Below are 16,866 nucleotides of genomic sequence, written 5' to 3' on the forward strand. Positions count from 1 at the left end.
CGCCATGCAAGCCAACGCCGACACGTCCCGGCAAATCGCCGAGGAATCCCGCGAGCAGTTCAACCGCCCCAGCTTCGCCAAGGGCCTGTACATGGGGGCCGTGGACTTCTCGCTGATCGAACCGCTGCCGGGAGCCGTGCACCCGGAACGCGGCCAGGCCTTCCTGCCGCAGCTCGAAGCGGTGCTCGATTCCATCGACCCGGAACTCATCGAAGCCGAGGCACGCATCCCCGTTGAGTACACTGCCCAGCTGCGCCGCATCGGCGCCTTCGGCATGAAGATCCCGATTGAATACGGCGGGCTGGGGCTGAGCCTGCTGGACTACGGCCGGGCACTCATGCGGGTCGGCGTGGTGTGCCCCGCGCTCGGCGCGCTGCTTTCGGCCCATCAGTCCATTGGCGTCCCCGAACCGGTGAAGTCCTTCGGCACCGAGGAGCAAAAACGCGAATACCTGCCGCGCTGCGCGGCCGGAGCAATCAGCGCCTTCCTGCTCACCGAGAATGATGTCGGTTCGGACCCTGCCCGGTTGGGCACCACGGCCCGGCTCAGCGACGACGGCACCCACTATCTCCTGGACGGCGCAAAGCTGTGGACCACCAACGGGGTGGTCGCCGAGCTGCTGGTGGTGATGGCCGCGGTGCAGCCGCACGAGGCCGCGGGTGAAGAGCCGGCGGGCCGCGGAGGAATCACCGCCTTCATCGTCGAGGCTGATACCGAGGGCATCGTCGTGGAGAACCGCAACCAGTTCATGGGCCTGCGCGGCATCGAGAACGGGGTGACACGCTTCCGCGAGGTGCGCGTCCCGGTGGCCAACCGGCTGGGCAAGGAAGGCTCGGGACTGAAGATCGCGCTGAGCACCTTGAATACCGGGCGCCTGTCCATTCCGGCGATGTGCGCCGGGGCCGGCAAATGGTCCACGAAGATTGCCCGCGAATGGTCCGCGGCGCGAGTGCAGTGGGGCAGGCCGGTCGGCAAGCACCAGGCCGTCGCCGGCAAGCTCGCCTACATTGCTGCCAGCAGCTATGCGCTGGAAGCGGTTTTCGAGGTTTCGGCCCGGCTGGCCGATGCCGGCACGAAGGATATCCGCATCGAAGCGGCCCTGGCCAAGCTCTGGGCTTCGGAGGTCGCGTGCACGATCGCCGATGAGCTGTTGCAGATCCGTGGCGGCCGCGGCTTCGAGACCGCCCGGTCCCAAGCGGCGCGCGGCGAGCGGGCGGTGCCGGTGGAGCAGCTGTTGCGCGATCTGCGGATCAACCGCATCTTCGAGGGCTCCACCGAAATCATGCACCTGCTGATTGCCCGCGAGGCGGTGGATACCCACCTGCAGGCCGCGGGAGACCTGGCTCGTGCCGGGGCGAGCATGGAGGAAAAGGCTCGGGCCGCGGCATCCGCGTCGGGATTCTATGCCCGCTGGCTGCCCAAGCTCGCCGTGGGCGCAGGCTCGGTGCCGACGTCCTATTCCAGGCATGGCCCCTTGGCGAAGCATCTGCGCTATGTGGAACGGACCTCGCGCCGGCTCGCTCGGCAGACGTTCGCCGGCATGGCACGCTGGCAGGCAGGCATGGAAAAGCAGCAGGTTTTCCTCGGCCATATCGTGGATATCGGCGCGGAGCTGTTCGCCATGTCCGCCGTGATTGCCAAGACCACCGCGCTGCCGCAGTCTCCTGCTGCACAGCGCGACTCGGCGCAGCGCCTTGCCCTGGCCTTCTGCGAGCAAGCTGCGCAACGCTGCGAGATGCACTTCGAGAAGCTCTGGAACAACACGACGCATTCCGACGGGCAGCTCGCCGCCGACCTGCTGGACGGCAAGTTCCAGTGGCTGGCAGAAGGGGTCCGCGATGCCTCTGAAGGCACCGGTGTCTGGATCGCCCAGTGGTCCGATGAGGTTGGCGAGGATGTGCGCTGGCCGTATGGGAAGGGGTCTTAAGGCTCGGCGATTTCTACGTCCAGCAACCCCGCACGCCACCGCGCAGTGGTCTCCTCCGCCAACGCCTCAGCCTCCAACGCCTCGGCCGGCGTCATGAAATACGTATTGACGCGCAATTTCTGCTCCGGATCCAACTCCGGCGGCAACAGCACCATCGGCCGGCTGTCAGGGATCTTCACCGCATGGAACAACCCGCAATGCCTGGCCGTATGGTGGATCAGGCAATTCAACACCGCAGACTTGATATCAGTGCGCCCGCCCTTCTCCCACGGATCCAAATGATCCGCTTCGCATCTTTGTGCAGGCATGCTGCACCCAGGATACGAACACCCCCGATAGGCTGCCTGCAAAGCACGCACTTGCGCCTTGGAAAACAACCGCTGGGTCCGCCCCAGATCCAAGGGCAGGCTCTTGCCGTTGAGCACCACCGGCAAAATCCCCGCAGTGCACAATGCTGTCCTGGCCTCGCCCGGGGAGAGCAGGATCCCCGAGGAAGTCACCGCGAAATCCTCCATTTTCTGTTGCAGCTTCTCCCAATCAAGAATGATGCTCACCTGCGAGCTGGCAAGCCCAGCCTGCTTGTCCGGCGGGCTGCCATTCGGTTTCCGTTCGCTCATCAGCAAAGCCATGAAGCCAACGAGCCGCCGCCGCTCGGGTTTCAGATCTTCCCATTCACCGTTGGCCGGGTTCTCTTCAGCGGAATCATCTTCTGGCTGATGATCACCATCTTCGGAGTGGTGATCCTCTGCTTCTGGGTGGAGCCCTTCATCCGGCGGGAGGTCCTCCTCATCCGGCGGGTCATCCTCGATGTCCTCGTCACCGGGTCTGTCTTTCGCCCAGTCGGGCTTGCTGCCCTCATCATCCCAGCCATTGGTTTCCTCACCGGTGAACTAGGCATCCACGTCTTTCAAGCCCTGCCGGTTGCCGGCAACCGTGGAAGGATTATCCAGATTCGCGAAATACGCCTCGATGTATGCGGATTGCGAGGGAAGAACACGGAAGAGGTATTCCACCAGGCCTTTGCGCATCCCGCGCTTGAAGATCCCGATCCCGTCCAGCAGGGCCTTGAGCGGGCGTTTGCCGGCCTTGACCTGCGCGACCAGGTCGTTGATGTGCTTGCGCGCCGACTTCGGCTCCGACCGCAGGAAGGCCGCGGACTCAGCCTGCAGCTGCTGCTTCTTCGCTTCGGCCGCTTTCCCTTCGCCCAGGTCCTTGCGCACCGAATGCAGCTTCATGGCCGCCGAGGCGACCAGCCGCGGATCGATGCCCGGGTCCTCGGACTGCACGGCGAGCTCGGGCAGCCATGGTTCGGTTGGTTGTCCTGCTTCGTCTACGCCGCCGAGCAGGCAGTCGGCCTGCACCAGCCGGGCGGCCGCGGTGCTGCGCGGGATGTCCAGCCAGCCGGTCATCAGCCCTTTGGCATCCTTGAAATGCGTGCGCCCGGTGGTGGTGCGCCCCTTCGCCTCTTCAATTTGCTCGATGGTGGGGTCGGGCCCGAGGTCAGTGATGGCCTGGAAGGATTCCTGGTCGAGCTTGTGGGCGCCGGTGCTGCGCAGGGCGGCGGCCGCGTGGACCTGGGTGCGGGTGAGTTCTTGGGCCAAGTCTTCGGTGAGCAGCGCGAGATAGGCGGCTTGGCCTGCGGTGAGTCCCGCGTGTGCCAGGCGCCGGGTCGCTGAAGCGGCCAACGCTTTGGCGTCGGCCAGGTCCTTCAGTGCTTGCGCGATGTCTGTGCTCATGGAAACCAGCTTGCGCCCGAAACGCCATGCCGCTGGTACGCCGGGGCGGAATGTGGAAAACCTCAGCCGTGCATGCGGTACCAGAGCAGCGCGACCTGCAGCGAGGCCCGGGATTCGGCGGAGTCCAGCTGCACCCCCAGCTTTGCTTCGAGCTTGGCCAACCGGGAATACAGGGTCGGCCGCGAAAGGTAGCCGGCCTTGGCCAGTGCGGTCTTGTTCCCGCCGTGGGCCAGGTAGAGATCGAGCAGGTCGAGTCCCTGGTGATCGACCGGGTTGAGCAGGCCGGCGAGCTCGGCTTGCGCGAAGGAACGCATCCGCGGGTCGCCGCCCATGGCCGAAAGCACCCCGCGCAGGCGCAGGTCGGCGAAGCGGTAATAGGGCTGGGCGCGGGTTGGCAAGTGCGGGACGATCTGCGCGACGTGCGCGGCTTCCTCCAGCCCGGCGATGCTGGTGGCCAGCGTGCCTTCGGGGCCCACGCCGATGGCCACCGGGGCGGTGAGCTGCTCGGCCAGCCGCCGGGTGAAGCCCTGCAGGGTGGAGTCCACCAGTTCGCGGGCGCGCAGCGGCAGGATCAGCCCCAGATACCCGGGCTTGAGCGAGCCGGCCAGGATGCCCAGGTGCTGGGCGTCGGCGAGCTGGTCGAGCACTTCGAGCAAGGCGCGGTCGGCCAGCTGGGTTTCGGTGGGCGTGCCGGATCCGGCCAGCGAGATGACCACCGGGACGTAGTAGGGGGCGGCGGCCAGGCCCAGGGCCTGGGTGCGGATGGCGATGTCCTTGTCGCTGTAGCTGTGCCCCGACTGCAGTTCGTGCAGCGTGGAGGTTCGGGCCTGGTAGAGCAGTTCGCGCTGGTCGCGGCCGGAAAGCCGGGCGATGGTCAGCGCCTGGCCAGCACGTTCCAGGACCAGGGCGGCGCGGTCGTCGTCATCCAGCACGGCCGGGACGATCAGCCGGCCCCACCGGCTGCGCACCGCCCCGACCGGGGTCTGCAGCCAGTTCTCGGCGCCGGTGGCGCGCCCGGTGTGCTCCAGGTAGCCGACGAAACGGGAGCGGGTGATCCAGTCTTCCAGTTGCGCGCCGGACTCGGCGAGCACATGGTGGCGGACATCTTCGAGCACCACGGGGGCCGAGAGCAGCTGCGCGGTGCGGGCCACGATCTGCGCTTCGTCGGCCTCGGTCAGCGAGAGCCCGGTGTAGATTTCGTGCACCGTGCGGGAGAACTGGACGGCTTCGAGCTGCTCGGCCACGAGCTTCTGGTGGATGACCTCGGTGATCGACACGAAGCGGGTGGTGGTGCGCAGGGCGATGACCGGCAGGCCCAGGTCGGCGACATCCAGCTCGACGCCCGACAAGTCCTCGATGATCACCCCGACCGCTCCGGCCTCGCGCAGCGCGGTGATGAAGGCGCGCACATCGTTCACGTTGCGCAGGGTGGTGAGGATCAGCTCGCGGCCCAGCAACAGGTCGATGTTCTCGGTGGATTCGGTGACGTGCACCCAGCGCAGCTGCGCGTCCATCCCGGCGGCGCAGAGCACCTGGGGGTCGGCGGCCTGCACCACCGGCAGGTGCAGCACGTCGTTCACCGTCAGCATTTTTTACACTCCGTCATCGATAGTACTTAAATCATGACACAGTGATGGTGTTGCCCCTCACATCCATGACCCATGATGAATGCAGGCACCCAACTTCGAAAGGCCGATACGATGACCGCAACGCTGACCGATACCTTGCAGCACTGGATCAACAACACCAGCTACTCCGCCGATGACCGCACCGGCAAGGTCTACAACCCCGCCACCGGCGAGGTCTCCCGCCACGTGGCGCTGGCCTCCAAGGCCACCACCGAGCACGCGATTGCCGCCGCCGCGGACGCCTTCCCGGGCTGGCGCGACACCTCGCTGGCCCGCCGCACCGCGATCATGTTCAACTTCCGCCAGCTGCTGGCCGAGCGCAAGGGCGAGCTGGCGGCGATCATCACCGCCGAGCACGGCAAGGTGCTCGATGACGCGCTGGGCGAGGTGGCCCGCGGCCTGGAGGTCGTCGAGCTGTGCTGCAACGCCCCCTACCTGCTCAAGGGCGAGTTCTCGCAGAACGCCTCCACCGGCATCGACGTGCAGTCCCTGCGCCAGCCGGTCGGCGTCTCGGCCATCATCTCCCCCTTCAACTTCCCGGCCATGGTGCCGCTGTGGTTCTTCCCGGTGGCCATCGCCGCGGGCAACACCGTGGTGCTCAAGCCATCGGAGAAGGACCCGTCGGCCGCCAACTGGCTGGCCGAGCTGTTCACCGAGGCCGGTCTGCCCGAGGGCGTGCTGAACGTGGTGCACGGCGACAAGGAAGCGGTGGACACGCTGCTGACCGATCCCCGGGTGAACTCGGTGTCCTTCGTGGGCTCCACCCCGATCGCGCAGTACGTCTACTCCACCGGAACCGCCCACAACAAGCGGGTGCAGGCCTTCGGCGGCGCGAAGAACCACATGCTGGTGCTGCCGGATGCCGACCTGGACCTGGCCGCCGACATGGCGGTCAACGCGGGCTTCGGCGCGGCCGGCGAGCGCTGCATGGCGATCTCCGTGGTCGTCGCGCTCGACACCATCGCCGATGAGCTGGTAGCCAAGATCGCCGAACGCGCCAAGACGCTGCGCGTGGGCGATGGCACCCGCGGCTGCGACATGGGCCCGCTGATCACCGGCGAGCACAAGGCGAAGGTGGCCGGCTACATCGATGCAGGCGTCGCTGCCGGCGCCGAGCTGGTGCTCGATGGCCGCACCGGCACGGTGGACGCCGATGGCGAGGGCTTCTTCCTGCACCCGACGATGTTCGACAAGGTCGGCACGGACATGTCCATCTACACCGAGGAGATCTTCGGCCCCGTGCTTTCGGTGGTCCGCGTGGACAGCTTCAACGAGGGCATCGAGCTGATCAACTCCTCGCCGTACGGCAACGGCACCGCGATCTTCACCAATGACGGCGGCGCGGCCCGCCGCTTCGAGGACGAAATCCAGGTGGGCATGGTCGGGGTCAACGTGCCGATCCCGGTTCCGGTGGGCTACCACTCCTTCGGCGGCTGGAAGGCCTCGCTGTTCGGCGACCAGCACGCCTACGGCCCGGAGGGCTTCAAGTTCTTCACCCGCAACAAGGTGATCACCAAGCGCTGGCTCGACCCGAGCCACGGCGGCATCAACCTCGGCTTCCCGCAGAACGACTAGGACCCATGACTACCGAAATCAGCGACATCACCAGCGACCAGATCGCTGCAGGCCAGCGCGCCTACGAGCTGGACCGCGAGCACGTCTTCCACTCCTGGCAGGCCCAGGGCCCGTTCACCCCGATGGCGATCCTCAAGACCGAGGGCTCGTACGTGTGGGACGGGGAGGGCAACAAGCTCATCGACCTCTCCAGCCAGCTGGTGAACACGAACATCGGCCACCAGCACCCGAAGGTCATCGCCGCGATCCAGGAGCAGGCGGGCAGGATCGCCACGATCGCCCCGCAGCATGTGAACGACGCGCGCTCCGAGGCGGCCAGGCTGATCGCCCAGCACACCCCGGGGCAGCTGGACAAGATCTTCTTCACCAACGGCGGGGCGGATGCGGTGGAGCATGCGGTGCGCATGGCGCGGCTGCACACCGGCAGGCACAAGGTGCTCTCCGCGTACCGCTCATACCACGGCGGCACCCACCTGGCGGTGAACATCACCGGCGACCCGCGGCGCTTCGCCTCGGATCATGGCGCGGACGGCATCGTGCACTTCTTCCCGGCCTACCCGTACCGCTCCTACTTCGGGTCGGCAACGGAGGCCGAGGAGACCGAGCGCGCGCTGAAGCACCTGGAAGACACGATCATCCTGGAGGGCCCGTCGAACATCGCCGCGCTGATCCTGGAGTCCATCCCGGGCACCGCAGGCATCTACCTGCCGCCGGCCGGCTACATGGCCGGGGTGCGCGAGCTGACCCGCAAGTACGGCATCGTGCACATCGCCGACGAGGTGATGGCCGGCTTCGGCCGCTCGGGCGAATGGTTCGCGGTCAACCACTGGGACATCGTCCCGGATCTGCTCACCTTCGCCAAGGGCGTGAACTCCGGCTATGTGCCGCTGGGCGGGGTGGCGATCAGCCCGGAAATCTTCGAGACCTTCCGCGAGCGGGCCTACCCGGGCGGGCTGACCTACTCGGGCCACCCGCTGGCCTGCGCGGCGGCCGTGGCCACCATCACCGCGATGGAGGACGAGGGCATGGTGGAAAACGCCAAGCGCCTGGGAGAAGAGATCATCGGGCCGCGCCTGGCGCAGTTCGCCGCCGAGCATCCTTCCGTGGGCGAAGTGCGCGGAACCGGCGTGTTCTGGGCGATCGAACTGGTGAAGAACCGGGAGACCCGCGAGCCGCTGGCCGCCTACGGAGGCAGCAGCCCGGAGATGAACCAGGTGGTTGCCGCTGCGAAGGCCGCAGGGCTGCTGCCCTTCGCGAACTTCAACCGGCTGCACGTGGTGCCTGCGATGAACATCGAGGACTCGGTGCTCATCGAGGCGCTGGATCGCCTCGAGCAGGCCCTGGACGTCGCCGACACGTTCGTTCAATAGCACCTGACTGGCAGGACAGCACAGCTGTCCTGCCAGTTGCGCATTAACAAGGAGATCGAGATGACCACCCTCGCAACGAGTGCCGTGCTTGACGCCCATCCCCGGGCCTCGATCGATGAGCAGGATCGCAGGCAGGCCAGCGTGGACCGCTCGGGCTATGTGCCCGAAACCTATGCCGACGGGGTGATCTTCGCGCAGGACATCGACGATGTGGTGCTCGCGATGAAGCTCGCCCATGAGCATGGGGCCATAATCGTGCCGCGCGGGGCAGGTACTGGGCTGGCGGCAGGTTCCAGCGCGCAGGCTGGGCAGATCGTGCTCGATCTGTCCCGGATGGACAAGATCCTTCAGATTGATCCGGTGGAAGCCACCGCAGTGGTTCAGCCCGGGGTGATCAATGCGGCGGTGAACCATGCGGCCGGCGAGCATGGGCTGTTCTATGCCCCGGATCCGGCCAGCACGGCGATCTGCTCCATCGGCGGGAATATCGCCACCAACGCCGGGGGCATGTGGTGCGCCAAGTACGGGGTGACCCGCGAGTCGGTGCTCAGCTTGCTGGTGGTGCTGCCCGACGGGCAGCTGCTGCGCACCGGGCGGCGGACCATCAAGGGCGTGGCCGGCTACGACATGAATGCGCTGATGATCGGTTCGGAAGGCACGCTGGGCATCGTGGTCGAGGCGCTGCTGCGGCTGCGCCCCAAGCCCAAGCATACTTCCACCCTGGTCGCCTATTTCCCCGATGAAAATGCCGCGGCAAAGGCCGCCTCGGCGGTGATCGCCGAACGGCTGACTCCCTCGGTGCTGGAGCTGATGTGCGGCAAGACCTTGAAGGCGGTGGATGCGGCGCTGGGAACGGATCACCAGTCGCGCGGCGGCGCCTTGTTGCTCGCGCAGACCGATGGCTACGGCGCGCACCTGGAAATGCAGGCGCTGCAGGAGGCGATTGCCCCGCTGGCCGGGCATATCGAGATTGCCCGCGATGGGGCACAAGCCCAGGCGCTCATCGAAGCGAGGCGCCAGGCCATCCCGAGCATGGAGCTGCTGGGCACCGCCTCGATCTGCGATATCGGCGTGCCGCGGCACCGTTTGGCCGAGGCGTTCGCCGGCCTGCAGCGCATCGAGGACGAGCGCGGAGTTTCGATCTTCACCATTGCCCATGCCGCCGACGGCAACCTGCATCCGATCATCGTGGTGCCCGAAGGACAGTCGATCACCAGTGGCGCGCCGAAAGCCGCGCTGGGCGACATGTTCCACCTTGCCCAGTTGCTGGGCGGCACGCTGACTGGAGAGCACGGCATCGGCCTGCTCAAGCAGGATTGGCTGGCCGAGGAGCTGGGCGAGACCTCGCTGGCATTGCAACGGCAGCTGCGCGCGGTGTTCGATCCGCAGGGCATCTTGAACCCGGGGAAGGCGATTTAGTTCTAGAAGTCCGGTGCTGACATGGGTAGGGTAAGTACATGGATGAGTATCTACCCGTAGTCTTCGGCCTTCCGCTCATGTCCGTGGCGTTGTCCGTGGTCCTCCTGCTGATCGCGGTGCCCCTGGCAATCCACGCACTGATCCGCCGGAGGGCGTTCGCCGGCCTGCGTGACGGGGAGCAGACCTATGCCCGGCGCTCGTCCATTCGCACCGAATTCATTTCAGCCGGACTTGCAGCAGTCGCGACAGCCGTCTTCCTGGTCTTGGGGATCACCGGCTACAGCACCGCGATGAGCAATCTCGAAGCGAACATCCACAAGGAATACTCGCCGACCAAGCTGGATATCAAGTATTGGAACGGGTCGTGGGCCACGGCGGACATCACCCTCCCCGATGGCACCAGCTACGAGGACGCCCAGATCTCCATGCAGGCCGAATACCGCCCGCTCGTCGAGCCCAGGATGACGAAGGATTAGCTGGCAGAGAACTGCGAACCAGGATCTGACTTCAGTGTGAAATACTGGCCACAGCATTTATTCACGCCAATATCCTGTGGAGGGAAAAGACCATGATCGGAAGTGGCGCGCCAGCAGGCGATCCGTTCCAGCCGCATCTTGAATGGGGCCTGAAGGCTTCGTTCGTGAGCTACATTTCTTCCCTCGCCGACGGACGCATCGAGGCCGCCAACGGGGTGTGGCAGGCAGGCAACGCGTTGGCGTTCCCTGTCTCCCCCGCTACCGAGGTTCCGGAGAATGAAATCTGGTTCAACGGCCGTGTTTCCTTCTCCGGGCACGGAGGCATGATGAAGCTGGATCTCATTGAGCCGCGCATCGTGAACCACGATGACCGCATCACCCTCACCATTGACGAGGCCGGCGAGCGCGTAGCCATTGCCGAGCTTACCGAAACCAGCGTTTCGAACGCTTTTGGCTTGGTCAAGACCCGTTTCTCGGCGGTGCTCACCGAGGCTGGCTCGAAGCTGTTCAACGGCCAATATCCTGCCGGACAGCAGATGGAAGAAGTTGAGGTTGTGCTGCGCGGTTAGCAGCTGACCAGCAGTGAAGGCCCGGCGCGCAAGTGCCGGGCCTTCACTGTGTTGGGTTGCCGCGCCAGCCAAGTGGCTGGTCACCCCCTGATTCAGGATTCGCGCGAGAACTCCGACGCGCGCATAACTTGTTCTTCGGTCAGCGGGTGCCCGGTGTACTTCTCGAACTGCGCCGCGGCTTGCAGCGCGATGACCTCGGCTCCGGTGATGACCTGCTTGCCAGCGTCTCGTGCGTTACGTATCAGCGGCGTTTCGCTGGGGAAGGCGACCACGTCGAAGATGCTTTGTGCCGAAGCAATATGCTCAGCGGTGAACGACAGCGTTTCGGCATTCTCCCCATCCATGCCCAATGGAGTGACGTTAACCAGGATCTGGTGGCCTGGAACTGGATCTGCCGAGGCGTGGCGGTAGCCGTACTTGTCGGCCAGTGCTTTGCCTGCGTGCGCATTGCGTGCCAGCACCGTCACGTCGCTGAATCCGGCCTCGCGGAAAGCGGCAACCACTGCCTTGGCCATGCCGCCGGAACCGCGCACCAGAACGCTGCTTCGCGCATTCAATCCATGGCGGTCAATCAGGGCGGCGATCGCTTCGAAGTCGGTATTCGATGCCACGAGCCGGCCATCGTGATTCACAATCGTGTTGACCGAATCGATGGCAGCTGCAGAAGGCTCGATTTCGTCTACCAGTTCCATGACTTCTTCCTTGAACGGCATCGAGACCGAGCAGCCGCGAATGCCCAGGGCACGTACCCCGGCGATTGCTCCTGGCAGGTCCTCGGTGGAGAAGGCCTTGTAGATGAAGTTCAGCCCCAACTCGTCATACAGGTAGTTGTGGAAACGCGTCCCGATATTCGATGGTCGCCCGGAGAGCGAAATGCAGAGGGACATGTCTTTGTTCAAAATGGGCACGCGGGGATCTCCAGTGGTGGTGGCCGGTTCACCTCCAATATACGTGCACTGACTGGTGCATCCCGCAAAGCCGCAACGGCAATCAGGGGCACGCTTGGGTTGCTCTTTCGCTCTGCCAGTGCATCGGCTAAGCTCAGTGCGCATGAGCCAGGATCTTGACCAGGGACCTTTTTTCCACGGCACCAAGGCAGCATTGCGCCCCGGGGATCTGCTATCTCCCGGTTTCCCCTCGAACTATCGGCCCGAAGTCATCATGAACCACATCTACTTCACCGCATTAGCCGATGGCGCAGGATTGGCAGCCGAAATCGCTGCATTGGACGGCACTGCGCATGTGTATGAGGTGGAGCCGACCGGGCCATTTGAAAATGACCCGAATGTCACGGATAAGAATTTCCGGGCAATCCCACCCGGTCCTACCGCAGTGCGCATCCGGTCCGTGTCATCCGTGAGGTCCATGGCTGGACGCGCTTGTCGCCCGAAGCGTTGCAGGACTGGCGTGAGCGCATCGCACGGCTCACGAATGATCCAACAGCCGAGATCATCAATTAGCCAGTGCATGGGCGGTGCCCGATGCCTGATCGGCACCGGGCGCCGCCCATGGACGTTGGATCGGCTGGCCTATATCAGCCCTTGATGATCTGCGGCTGGGCCAGCGACTTCAAGCCGTCCAGGCCGAATTCCAGGCCATAGCCGGACTGCTTGGCGCCGCCAAACGGAATACGCGGATCAATGGTGCCGTGGGAGTTGATCCATACGGTACCCGCCTGGATCTGCGCGGCAACTTCCAGTGCCTGCTCGCGGTTGCTGCTCCACACCGAGGCGCCGAGGCCTACTTCCAGGGCGTTGGCATGCTTGATCGCTTCGGCGGTGTCCTTGACCTTGATGATCGGCAGGGCCGGGCCGAACTGCTCCTCGACCACGAGGCGGTTAGACGGGTCGATGTCGGCAATCAGCGTGGTCGGGTAGAAGTAGCCGGCGGCGTTCTCGTCCGGGTTGGCGCCGAGCAGCACCTTCGCCCCGGAATCCACGGCGTCCTTGACCAGGGAAGCAACGATGTCGTACTGGGCCTTGTTCTGCAGCGGGCCGAGGACGTTGTTCTCATCGAGGCCCACACCCATCGGCATCTTCGCGGCCACATTGGCCAGCGCGTCGCAAACCGCATCGTAGATCGATTCCGGCACGTACAGGCGCTTGAGCGCAGCGCAGGTCTGGCCGGTGTTGATGAAGGCACCCCAGAACAGGTCTTCGGCAATGGCCTGCGGGTCGGCGTCTTCCAGCACGATACCGGCGTCGTTGCCGCCCAGTTCCATGGTCAGGCGCTTCACGGTATCGGCCGAGGAGCGGATGATGGCCTTGCCGGTAGGAGTGGAACCGGTGAACATGATCTTGGCGATGTCCGGATGCCCCGAGAGCTTCTCGCCAACCTCGCGTCCGCCGGCGACAATGTTCAGCACGTCGGCCGGCAGCACTTCGTTGAGCACATGGACCAGCGCGAGGACCGAGAGCGGGGTGTATTCACTGGGCTTCATCACCACGGTGTTGCCCATGCGCAGGCTCGGGGCCAGCTGCCAGATGGAGATCATCATTGGCCAGTTCCACGGGCCGATGGCGCCGACGACGCCCAGTGCGCGGTAGTGCTTGGCGGCGTAGGTTTCGCCGTCGTCCACGACGACTTCCGGCTCGACCTCATAGGCGGTGGCGGCGCGCAGCCAGGCGGCCGCTCCGCCGACCTCGAAGCGGGCGTTCGGGCCGTTCAGCGGCTTGCCCTGCTCGCGGGAGAGCAGTTCGGCCAGTGCCTCGGCATTGGCTTCGATATTGTCGGCCGCGGCGTTCAGCAGGCGCTTGCGCTCCTCATGGCCCAGGGCATCCCATGCCGGTTGGGCGGCCTTTGCCGCGGCGACCGCGGCGTCGAGGTCCGCGGCGCTTTGCTCGGCGACACGGCCAACCAGTTCACCGGTTGCCGGGTCCAGGATTTCTGTGCCACCGGTTGCCGGCTGGATCGCGTCCAGCAGTTCTTGGGCGTTTGCGTAAGCCATCTTTGAGCTCCTTGGTTCTAGTTGGTTAGCTGACGGGAAGTTCATCGGCCATGGGCGCACGCCGTGTCGACGAGCGGACGACCAGTGCCAGTACCCAGGCGATGACGCCGGGCAGGATCACGATGCCTTGCAGGACATAACCGAGCATTCCCGGTTCTTCCATGCCAAGCAAGATGTCGAAGTTGATGACGATTTGCGCGAAGACGTAGGCCAGCGCAATGCCGGAGACGAGCGGGGCGATCACCCGGGTGGCCAGGGATTCAGAGGATTGCTTGCGCTTGAAGTATCCGATGACGGCAAAGGAGGTCAGCGCCATCAGCAGCACCAGGCCATAGGCCGCCGAGTTGGTCATCCAGGTGAACATCGTGAACACGACGTACATCGGGTCCTTGCCTTGCGAGATCACCGCGAAGATGGCGATGACAACCAGGCCGAGGGTTGACTGCGCCAGCGAGCCGGCCACCGGCGCGTGGGTGGTGCGCGAGGTGACGGCAAGGAACTTCGGCAGGGCCCCGCCGCGGCCCATGGCGTAGAAGTAGCGGGCAATGACGTTGTGGAAGGCCAGCAGCGCGGCGAACAAACTGGTGATGAACAGGATGTTGGCCAAATCGACGAACCATGCTGGGGCGTTGGCGCCGAAGAAGGCGAAGATCAGGTCAGGGCCGAGTTCCGCCGAAGCGCCGATGACGTTCGAGGCGCCTTCGCCGACTGCTACGGCGAAGGCCGAGAACGCGTAGAAGCAGGCGATGATGACGACCGCGATCATCGTGGCACGCCGGGCAGTGCGGACAGGATCCTTCACCTCTTCGTTGTAGATGGTTCCGGATTCGAAGCCCATGAATGCGGCGATGGTGAAGGCCATGACCGCGCCCATTCCCGGCGCCACAGCGTCGGCCACGTTGAAGGATGCGGCCGGCTGCGGCGCCTCGGGTCCGAAGGCGAAAGCCATGATGTTGTAGATGATGACGACGAGGAATTCAGCGGCGACGACGATGCCCAGCACCTTGACCGAGAAGTCGACCCGGTTCATGCCGAGGAAGCCGACCACTGCCCAGGCCACCAGCGCCATGACCCACCACGGGATGGCGGTGCCGAAGGAGGCGTTGGCGAAGGATGCGGCGGCGAACCCGAACATTCCGTAGATTCCGATCTGCATGAGGTTGTAGCTGACCAGCGCGACCATCGCCGCGCCGACGCCCGCTGCGCCGCCCAGGCCTTGGGCAATGTAGGCGTAGAACGCTCCGGCATTCGGTATGTAGCGGCTCATCGCGGTGTAGCCGATGCTGAAGACCAGCAGTATGGCACCGATGATGAGGAAGGACAGCGGCACCGATTCCATGCCGGTCACCGCGTAGTTGGTCGTCACGCCGCCAGCCACGGCGGTGAGCGGTGCGCTGGCGGCAATGATCATCACGACCAGAGCCGGCACCGTGAGCGTGCGTTGTTCGAGTCCCATTCGATCCCCCATTATCCGAGTTCTTGGATATCAGCATCCCGGAGTCCTCGAACTTTTCGTTGGCATTGAGCGCAGGACCATTGGCACCGCGTGCACTTCCGCTGCGTCTCAGGCGGCGTCGCGGTATTTGCCCGGGGTTGAACCGAATTCTTTGGAGAACATGCGGCTGAAGCCCGCGGCATCGGCAATTCCCACCCGGGATCCGATGGCCTGCACTGGCAGGTCGGCCATGAGCGGGTCGCGCAGCAGGCGCGCTGCTTCGCGCATTCTGAGATGGCGGATCAGCGCGGCGACGCTGAGCGGCTGGTGCTCGAACAGCGCATGCAGGCTGCGTACGGACATGAAGTGGGCGGCCGCGATGCGGGCCGGTCCCAAATCGGCGTCGTCCAGGTGCGCGTTGATGTAGCCGGTGACCAATTCGCGTTGGCGCAACTTGGCGTCCCCATGGCATTCGGCGCCGAGCGCGCCGCCCAGTGCGGTGGCCAGCAGATCCACGGTGTTGCGGGCCAGCTGGTAGCCGCCGAATTCATCCCACTGGGAAAGGTTGGATCCGAGGTGGCGCAGCAGCGGTGCGACGGTCCCCGACAACGGGTGCGATTCCTTGAGCGCAACCGCGGTCAGCTGGCCGACCTGCTGCTGCGACAAGCGGAAAAGATCATGCGGAACCAAGGTGACCAGCACCGATGCAGGTTTCTCGAAGGCCAGAGTGTACGGGCGCTGGGTATCGTAGATCGCCAGGTCCCCGGGTGCCAGCAAGGTTTCGCGGCCGTCTTGGATCAGCAGCCCATAGCCATCGAGCTGGTAGGAGACCTTGTAGAAATCCCCGTCGCCGCTGGCGCTCAGGTCCTCGGTTCGCTTCACCGCGTGGGGTTTGGCATGGATGCGCATCAAGCCGATCTCTCCGAGCATGTTGGCACCCAGCGTAGCGGTGAAATGTCCGCTGGAAATCTGCTCGCTGCGCAGCTTCACGAAGGCGTCGGAAATGAGCCGCGACCACGCGGTGAACGAATCGACGTGCTGAAGTTGATACATGCCTGCCTCCCCATCGAAGCCCAAGTAACTGTGTCGGGCATCACGAATGAGAGTACGCCGAGCGCGCCGAAAAGTCACTTTTTTCGTCGTGCGGAGAATATCCAGCTACTCCGCTGCGCGCAGGCTGCGCAAGGCCTCCAGGCGGTACTGCAGCTGCGCTTCGAGCGCGTCGGGGGTATTGACTGCCTCGTCGAGCACGCTGCTGGTTTGCGCGCCCATCAGGAAATTGATCATCGAGTCGCGCGCCACGGGAGCCGTGGGGTGGTCGGGGCCGAGGAGCTGCTCAAGCCATTGGTCAACCAGCGTGCGCCAGCGGTCCATGGTTCCCGCATTGACCGCCGCCAGCGCCCGATCCCCGAGGGCCAGATGCCAGAAGTGCACCGCGATGCGCGCTTCATTTCGCCGCAGCTCATCGAGCGGAAGCACTTCCCGGGCAAATGCCTCGATGGCCGCGATTCCCGTTTGCCCCTGGCACTTGCGGGCAATGCGCTTGTCGGTCGCCTCGGCGACATAGCGGAAAGTCGCTGCCAGCAGCGCATCGCGGGTTGGGAAGTAGGGCTTGAAGGCGCCGTTGGAGTATCCGGCGGCAGCAGCCAGGTCGCGCAGGTTGAGTTTCTCGATCCCCTCCCGGGCAATGAATCTCCATGTGACCTCGACGATCTCCCGGCGACGCTGATCATGGTCCACGATTTTCGGCATGCCTCAAGATTAGCGATAAATCATTTATTTCC

General features: G+C 64.9%; 15 protein-coding genes and 1 pseudogene. 7 read left to right on the forward strand and 9 right to left on the reverse strand.

Annotated features, from left to right (window positions below):
* Window positions 1-4: 4 nt before the first annotated feature.
* Window positions 5-1,927 (forward strand): acyl-CoA dehydrogenase family protein, encoded by a 1,923-nt coding sequence (locus tag ATK23_RS09615; RefSeq protein ID WP_066141180.1) that lies wholly within the window; start codon window positions 5-7, stop codon window positions 1,925-1,927.
* On the opposite strand, the gene ATK23_RS16575 is transcribed toward ATK23_RS09615, so the two are convergent.
* From ATK23_RS16575 to ATK23_RS09625, 4 genes are all read right to left on the reverse strand, one after another.
* Window positions 1,924-2,589, reverse strand: coding sequence for an HNH endonuclease signature motif containing protein (locus ATK23_RS16575; RefSeq protein ID WP_407645323.1), 666 nt, complete (start codon window positions 2,587-2,589; stop codon window positions 1,924-1,926). The genes ATK23_RS09615 and ATK23_RS16575 overlap by 4 nt on opposite strands.
* On the reverse strand, window positions 2,586-2,717 hold the full coding sequence (locus ATK23_RS16675; RefSeq protein ID WP_255209571.1) for a hypothetical protein: 132 nt from the start codon (window positions 2,715-2,717) through the stop codon (window positions 2,586-2,588). Before ATK23_RS16675 ends, ATK23_RS16575 begins: the two co-directional genes overlap by 4 nt.
* 100 nt (window positions 2,718-2,817) lie before the next feature.
* Window positions 2,818-3,663 (reverse strand): hypothetical protein, encoded by an 846-nt coding sequence (locus ATK23_RS16580; protein WP_066141186.1) that lies wholly within the window; start codon window positions 3,661-3,663, stop codon window positions 2,818-2,820.
* 62 nt (window positions 3,664-3,725) lie between these two features.
* Entirely contained in the window at window positions 3,726-5,243 is a 1,518-nt protein-coding gene (locus ATK23_RS09625) for a PucR family transcriptional regulator (RefSeq protein WP_167550502.1), read from the reverse strand.
* Between the two features lie 120 nt (window positions 5,244-5,363).
* Here ATK23_RS09625 and ATK23_RS09630 point away from each other — a divergent pair, with 120 nt between their 5' ends.
* The 5 genes from ATK23_RS09630 (at window position 5,364) to ATK23_RS09650 (ending at window position 10,700) form a co-directional block, all read left to right on the forward strand.
* A complete protein-coding gene (locus ATK23_RS09630) occupies window positions 5,364-6,866 on the forward strand; it encodes a CoA-acylating methylmalonate-semialdehyde dehydrogenase (protein ID WP_066141190.1) in 1,503 nt (500 codons plus the stop codon).
* Between the two features lie 5 nt (window positions 6,867-6,871).
* The gene (locus tag ATK23_RS09635; protein WP_066141193.1) at window positions 6,872-8,236 is read left to right on the forward strand and encodes an aspartate aminotransferase family protein; all 1,365 of its coding nucleotides are present in this window, start codon (window positions 6,872-6,874) and stop codon (window positions 8,234-8,236) included.
* Window positions 8,237-8,296: 60 nt separating this feature from the next.
* Window positions 8,297-9,655 carry an FAD-binding oxidoreductase gene (locus ATK23_RS09640; RefSeq protein WP_066141195.1) on the forward strand — a complete coding sequence of 453 codons (1,359 nt, stop codon included), beginning with the start codon at window positions 8,297-8,299 and terminating at the stop codon, window positions 9,653-9,655.
* Between the two features lie 38 nt (window positions 9,656-9,693).
* Window positions 9,694-10,131, forward strand: coding sequence for a hypothetical protein (locus ATK23_RS09645; RefSeq protein WP_157066378.1), 438 nt, complete (start codon window positions 9,694-9,696; stop codon window positions 10,129-10,131).
* Between the two features lie 92 nt (window positions 10,132-10,223).
* Complete coding sequence (locus ATK23_RS09650) at window positions 10,224-10,700, forward strand: HtaA domain-containing protein (protein WP_066141200.1); 477 nt, start codon at window positions 10,224-10,226, stop codon at window positions 10,698-10,700.
* 92 nt (window positions 10,701-10,792) lie between these two features.
* Here ATK23_RS09650 and ATK23_RS09655 read toward each other — a convergent pair whose 3' ends face one another.
* Window positions 10,793-11,608: a shikimate 5-dehydrogenase gene (locus ATK23_RS09655; RefSeq protein ID WP_066141203.1), complete on the reverse strand. Its 816-nt coding sequence runs from the start codon at window positions 11,606-11,608 to the stop codon at window positions 10,793-10,795.
* A 142-nt stretch (window positions 11,609-11,750) separates the two neighbouring features.
* On the opposite strand from ATK23_RS09655, the pseudogene arr reads away from it, so the two are divergent.
* A pseudogene (gene arr, locus ATK23_RS09660) lies at window positions 11,751-12,160 on the forward strand (NAD(+)--rifampin ADP-ribosyltransferase).
* A gap of 74 nt (window positions 12,161-12,234) precedes the next feature.
* Here arr and ATK23_RS09665 read toward each other — a convergent pair.
* The 4 genes from ATK23_RS09665 to ATK23_RS09680 form a co-directional block, all read right to left on the reverse strand.
* Window positions 12,235-13,647, reverse strand: a complete 1,413-nt coding sequence (locus ATK23_RS09665; RefSeq protein WP_066141206.1) for an aldehyde dehydrogenase family protein — start codon at window positions 13,645-13,647, stop codon at window positions 12,235-12,237.
* Between the two features lie 25 nt (window positions 13,648-13,672).
* Window positions 13,673-15,103 (reverse strand): APC family permease, encoded by a 1,431-nt coding sequence (locus ATK23_RS09670; protein ID WP_066141209.1) that lies wholly within the window; start codon window positions 15,101-15,103, stop codon window positions 13,673-13,675.
* Between the two features lie 108 nt (window positions 15,104-15,211).
* Window positions 15,212-16,135: an AraC-like ligand-binding domain-containing protein gene (locus ATK23_RS09675; protein ID WP_066141211.1), complete on the reverse strand. Its 924-nt coding sequence runs from the start codon at window positions 16,133-16,135 to the stop codon at window positions 15,212-15,214.
* Between the two features lie 105 nt (window positions 16,136-16,240).
* Window positions 16,241-16,834: a TetR/AcrR family transcriptional regulator gene (locus ATK23_RS09680; RefSeq protein WP_066141214.1), complete on the reverse strand. Its 594-nt coding sequence runs from the start codon at window positions 16,832-16,834 to the stop codon at window positions 16,241-16,243.
* Window positions 16,835-16,866: the final 32 nt, after the last annotated feature.

The sequence above is a fragment of the Glutamicibacter nicotianae genome (genome assembly GCF_002797775.1).
GTDB lineage: Bacteria > Actinomycetota > Actinomycetes > Actinomycetales > Micrococcaceae > Glutamicibacter > Glutamicibacter nicotianae.

Excerpts from the sequence above, each read along its gene's own strand:
- ATK23_RS09615 (WP_066141180.1), top strand. The coding sequence starts at position 5 with ATGCAAGCCAACGCCGACACGTCCCGGCAAATCGCCGAGGAATCCCGC.
- ATK23_RS16675 (WP_255209571.1), bottom strand. The coding sequence starts at position 2,717 with ATGAGGAGGACCTCCCGCCGGATGAAGGGCTCCACCCAGAAGCAGAGG.
- ATK23_RS16580 (WP_066141186.1), bottom strand. The coding sequence starts at position 3,663 with ATGAGCACAGACATCGCGCAAGCACTGAAGGACCTGGCCGACGCCAAA.
- ATK23_RS09630 (WP_066141190.1), top strand. The coding sequence starts at position 5,364 with ATGACCGCAACGCTGACCGATACCTTGCAGCACTGGATCAACAACACC.
- ATK23_RS09635 (WP_066141193.1), top strand. The coding sequence starts at position 6,872 with ATGACTACCGAAATCAGCGACATCACCAGCGACCAGATCGCTGCAGGC.
- ATK23_RS09640 (WP_066141195.1), top strand. The coding sequence starts at position 8,297 with ATGACCACCCTCGCAACGAGTGCCGTGCTTGACGCCCATCCCCGGGCC.
- ATK23_RS09645 (WP_157066378.1), top strand. The coding sequence starts at position 9,694 with ATGGATGAGTATCTACCCGTAGTCTTCGGCCTTCCGCTCATGTCCGTG.
- ATK23_RS09650 (WP_066141200.1), top strand. The coding sequence starts at position 10,224 with ATGATCGGAAGTGGCGCGCCAGCAGGCGATCCGTTCCAGCCGCATCTT.
- ATK23_RS09665 (WP_066141206.1), bottom strand. The coding sequence starts at position 13,647 with ATGGCTTACGCAAACGCCCAAGAACTGCTGGACGCGATCCAGCCGGCA.
- ATK23_RS09670 (WP_066141209.1), bottom strand. The coding sequence starts at position 15,103 with ATGGGACTCGAACAACGCACGCTCACGGTGCCGGCTCTGGTCGTGATG.
- ATK23_RS09675 (WP_066141211.1), bottom strand. The coding sequence starts at position 16,135 with ATGTATCAACTTCAGCACGTCGATTCGTTCACCGCGTGGTCGCGGCTC.
- ATK23_RS09680 (WP_066141214.1), bottom strand. The coding sequence starts at position 16,834 with ATGCCGAAAATCGTGGACCATGATCAGCGTCGCCGGGAGATCGTCGAG.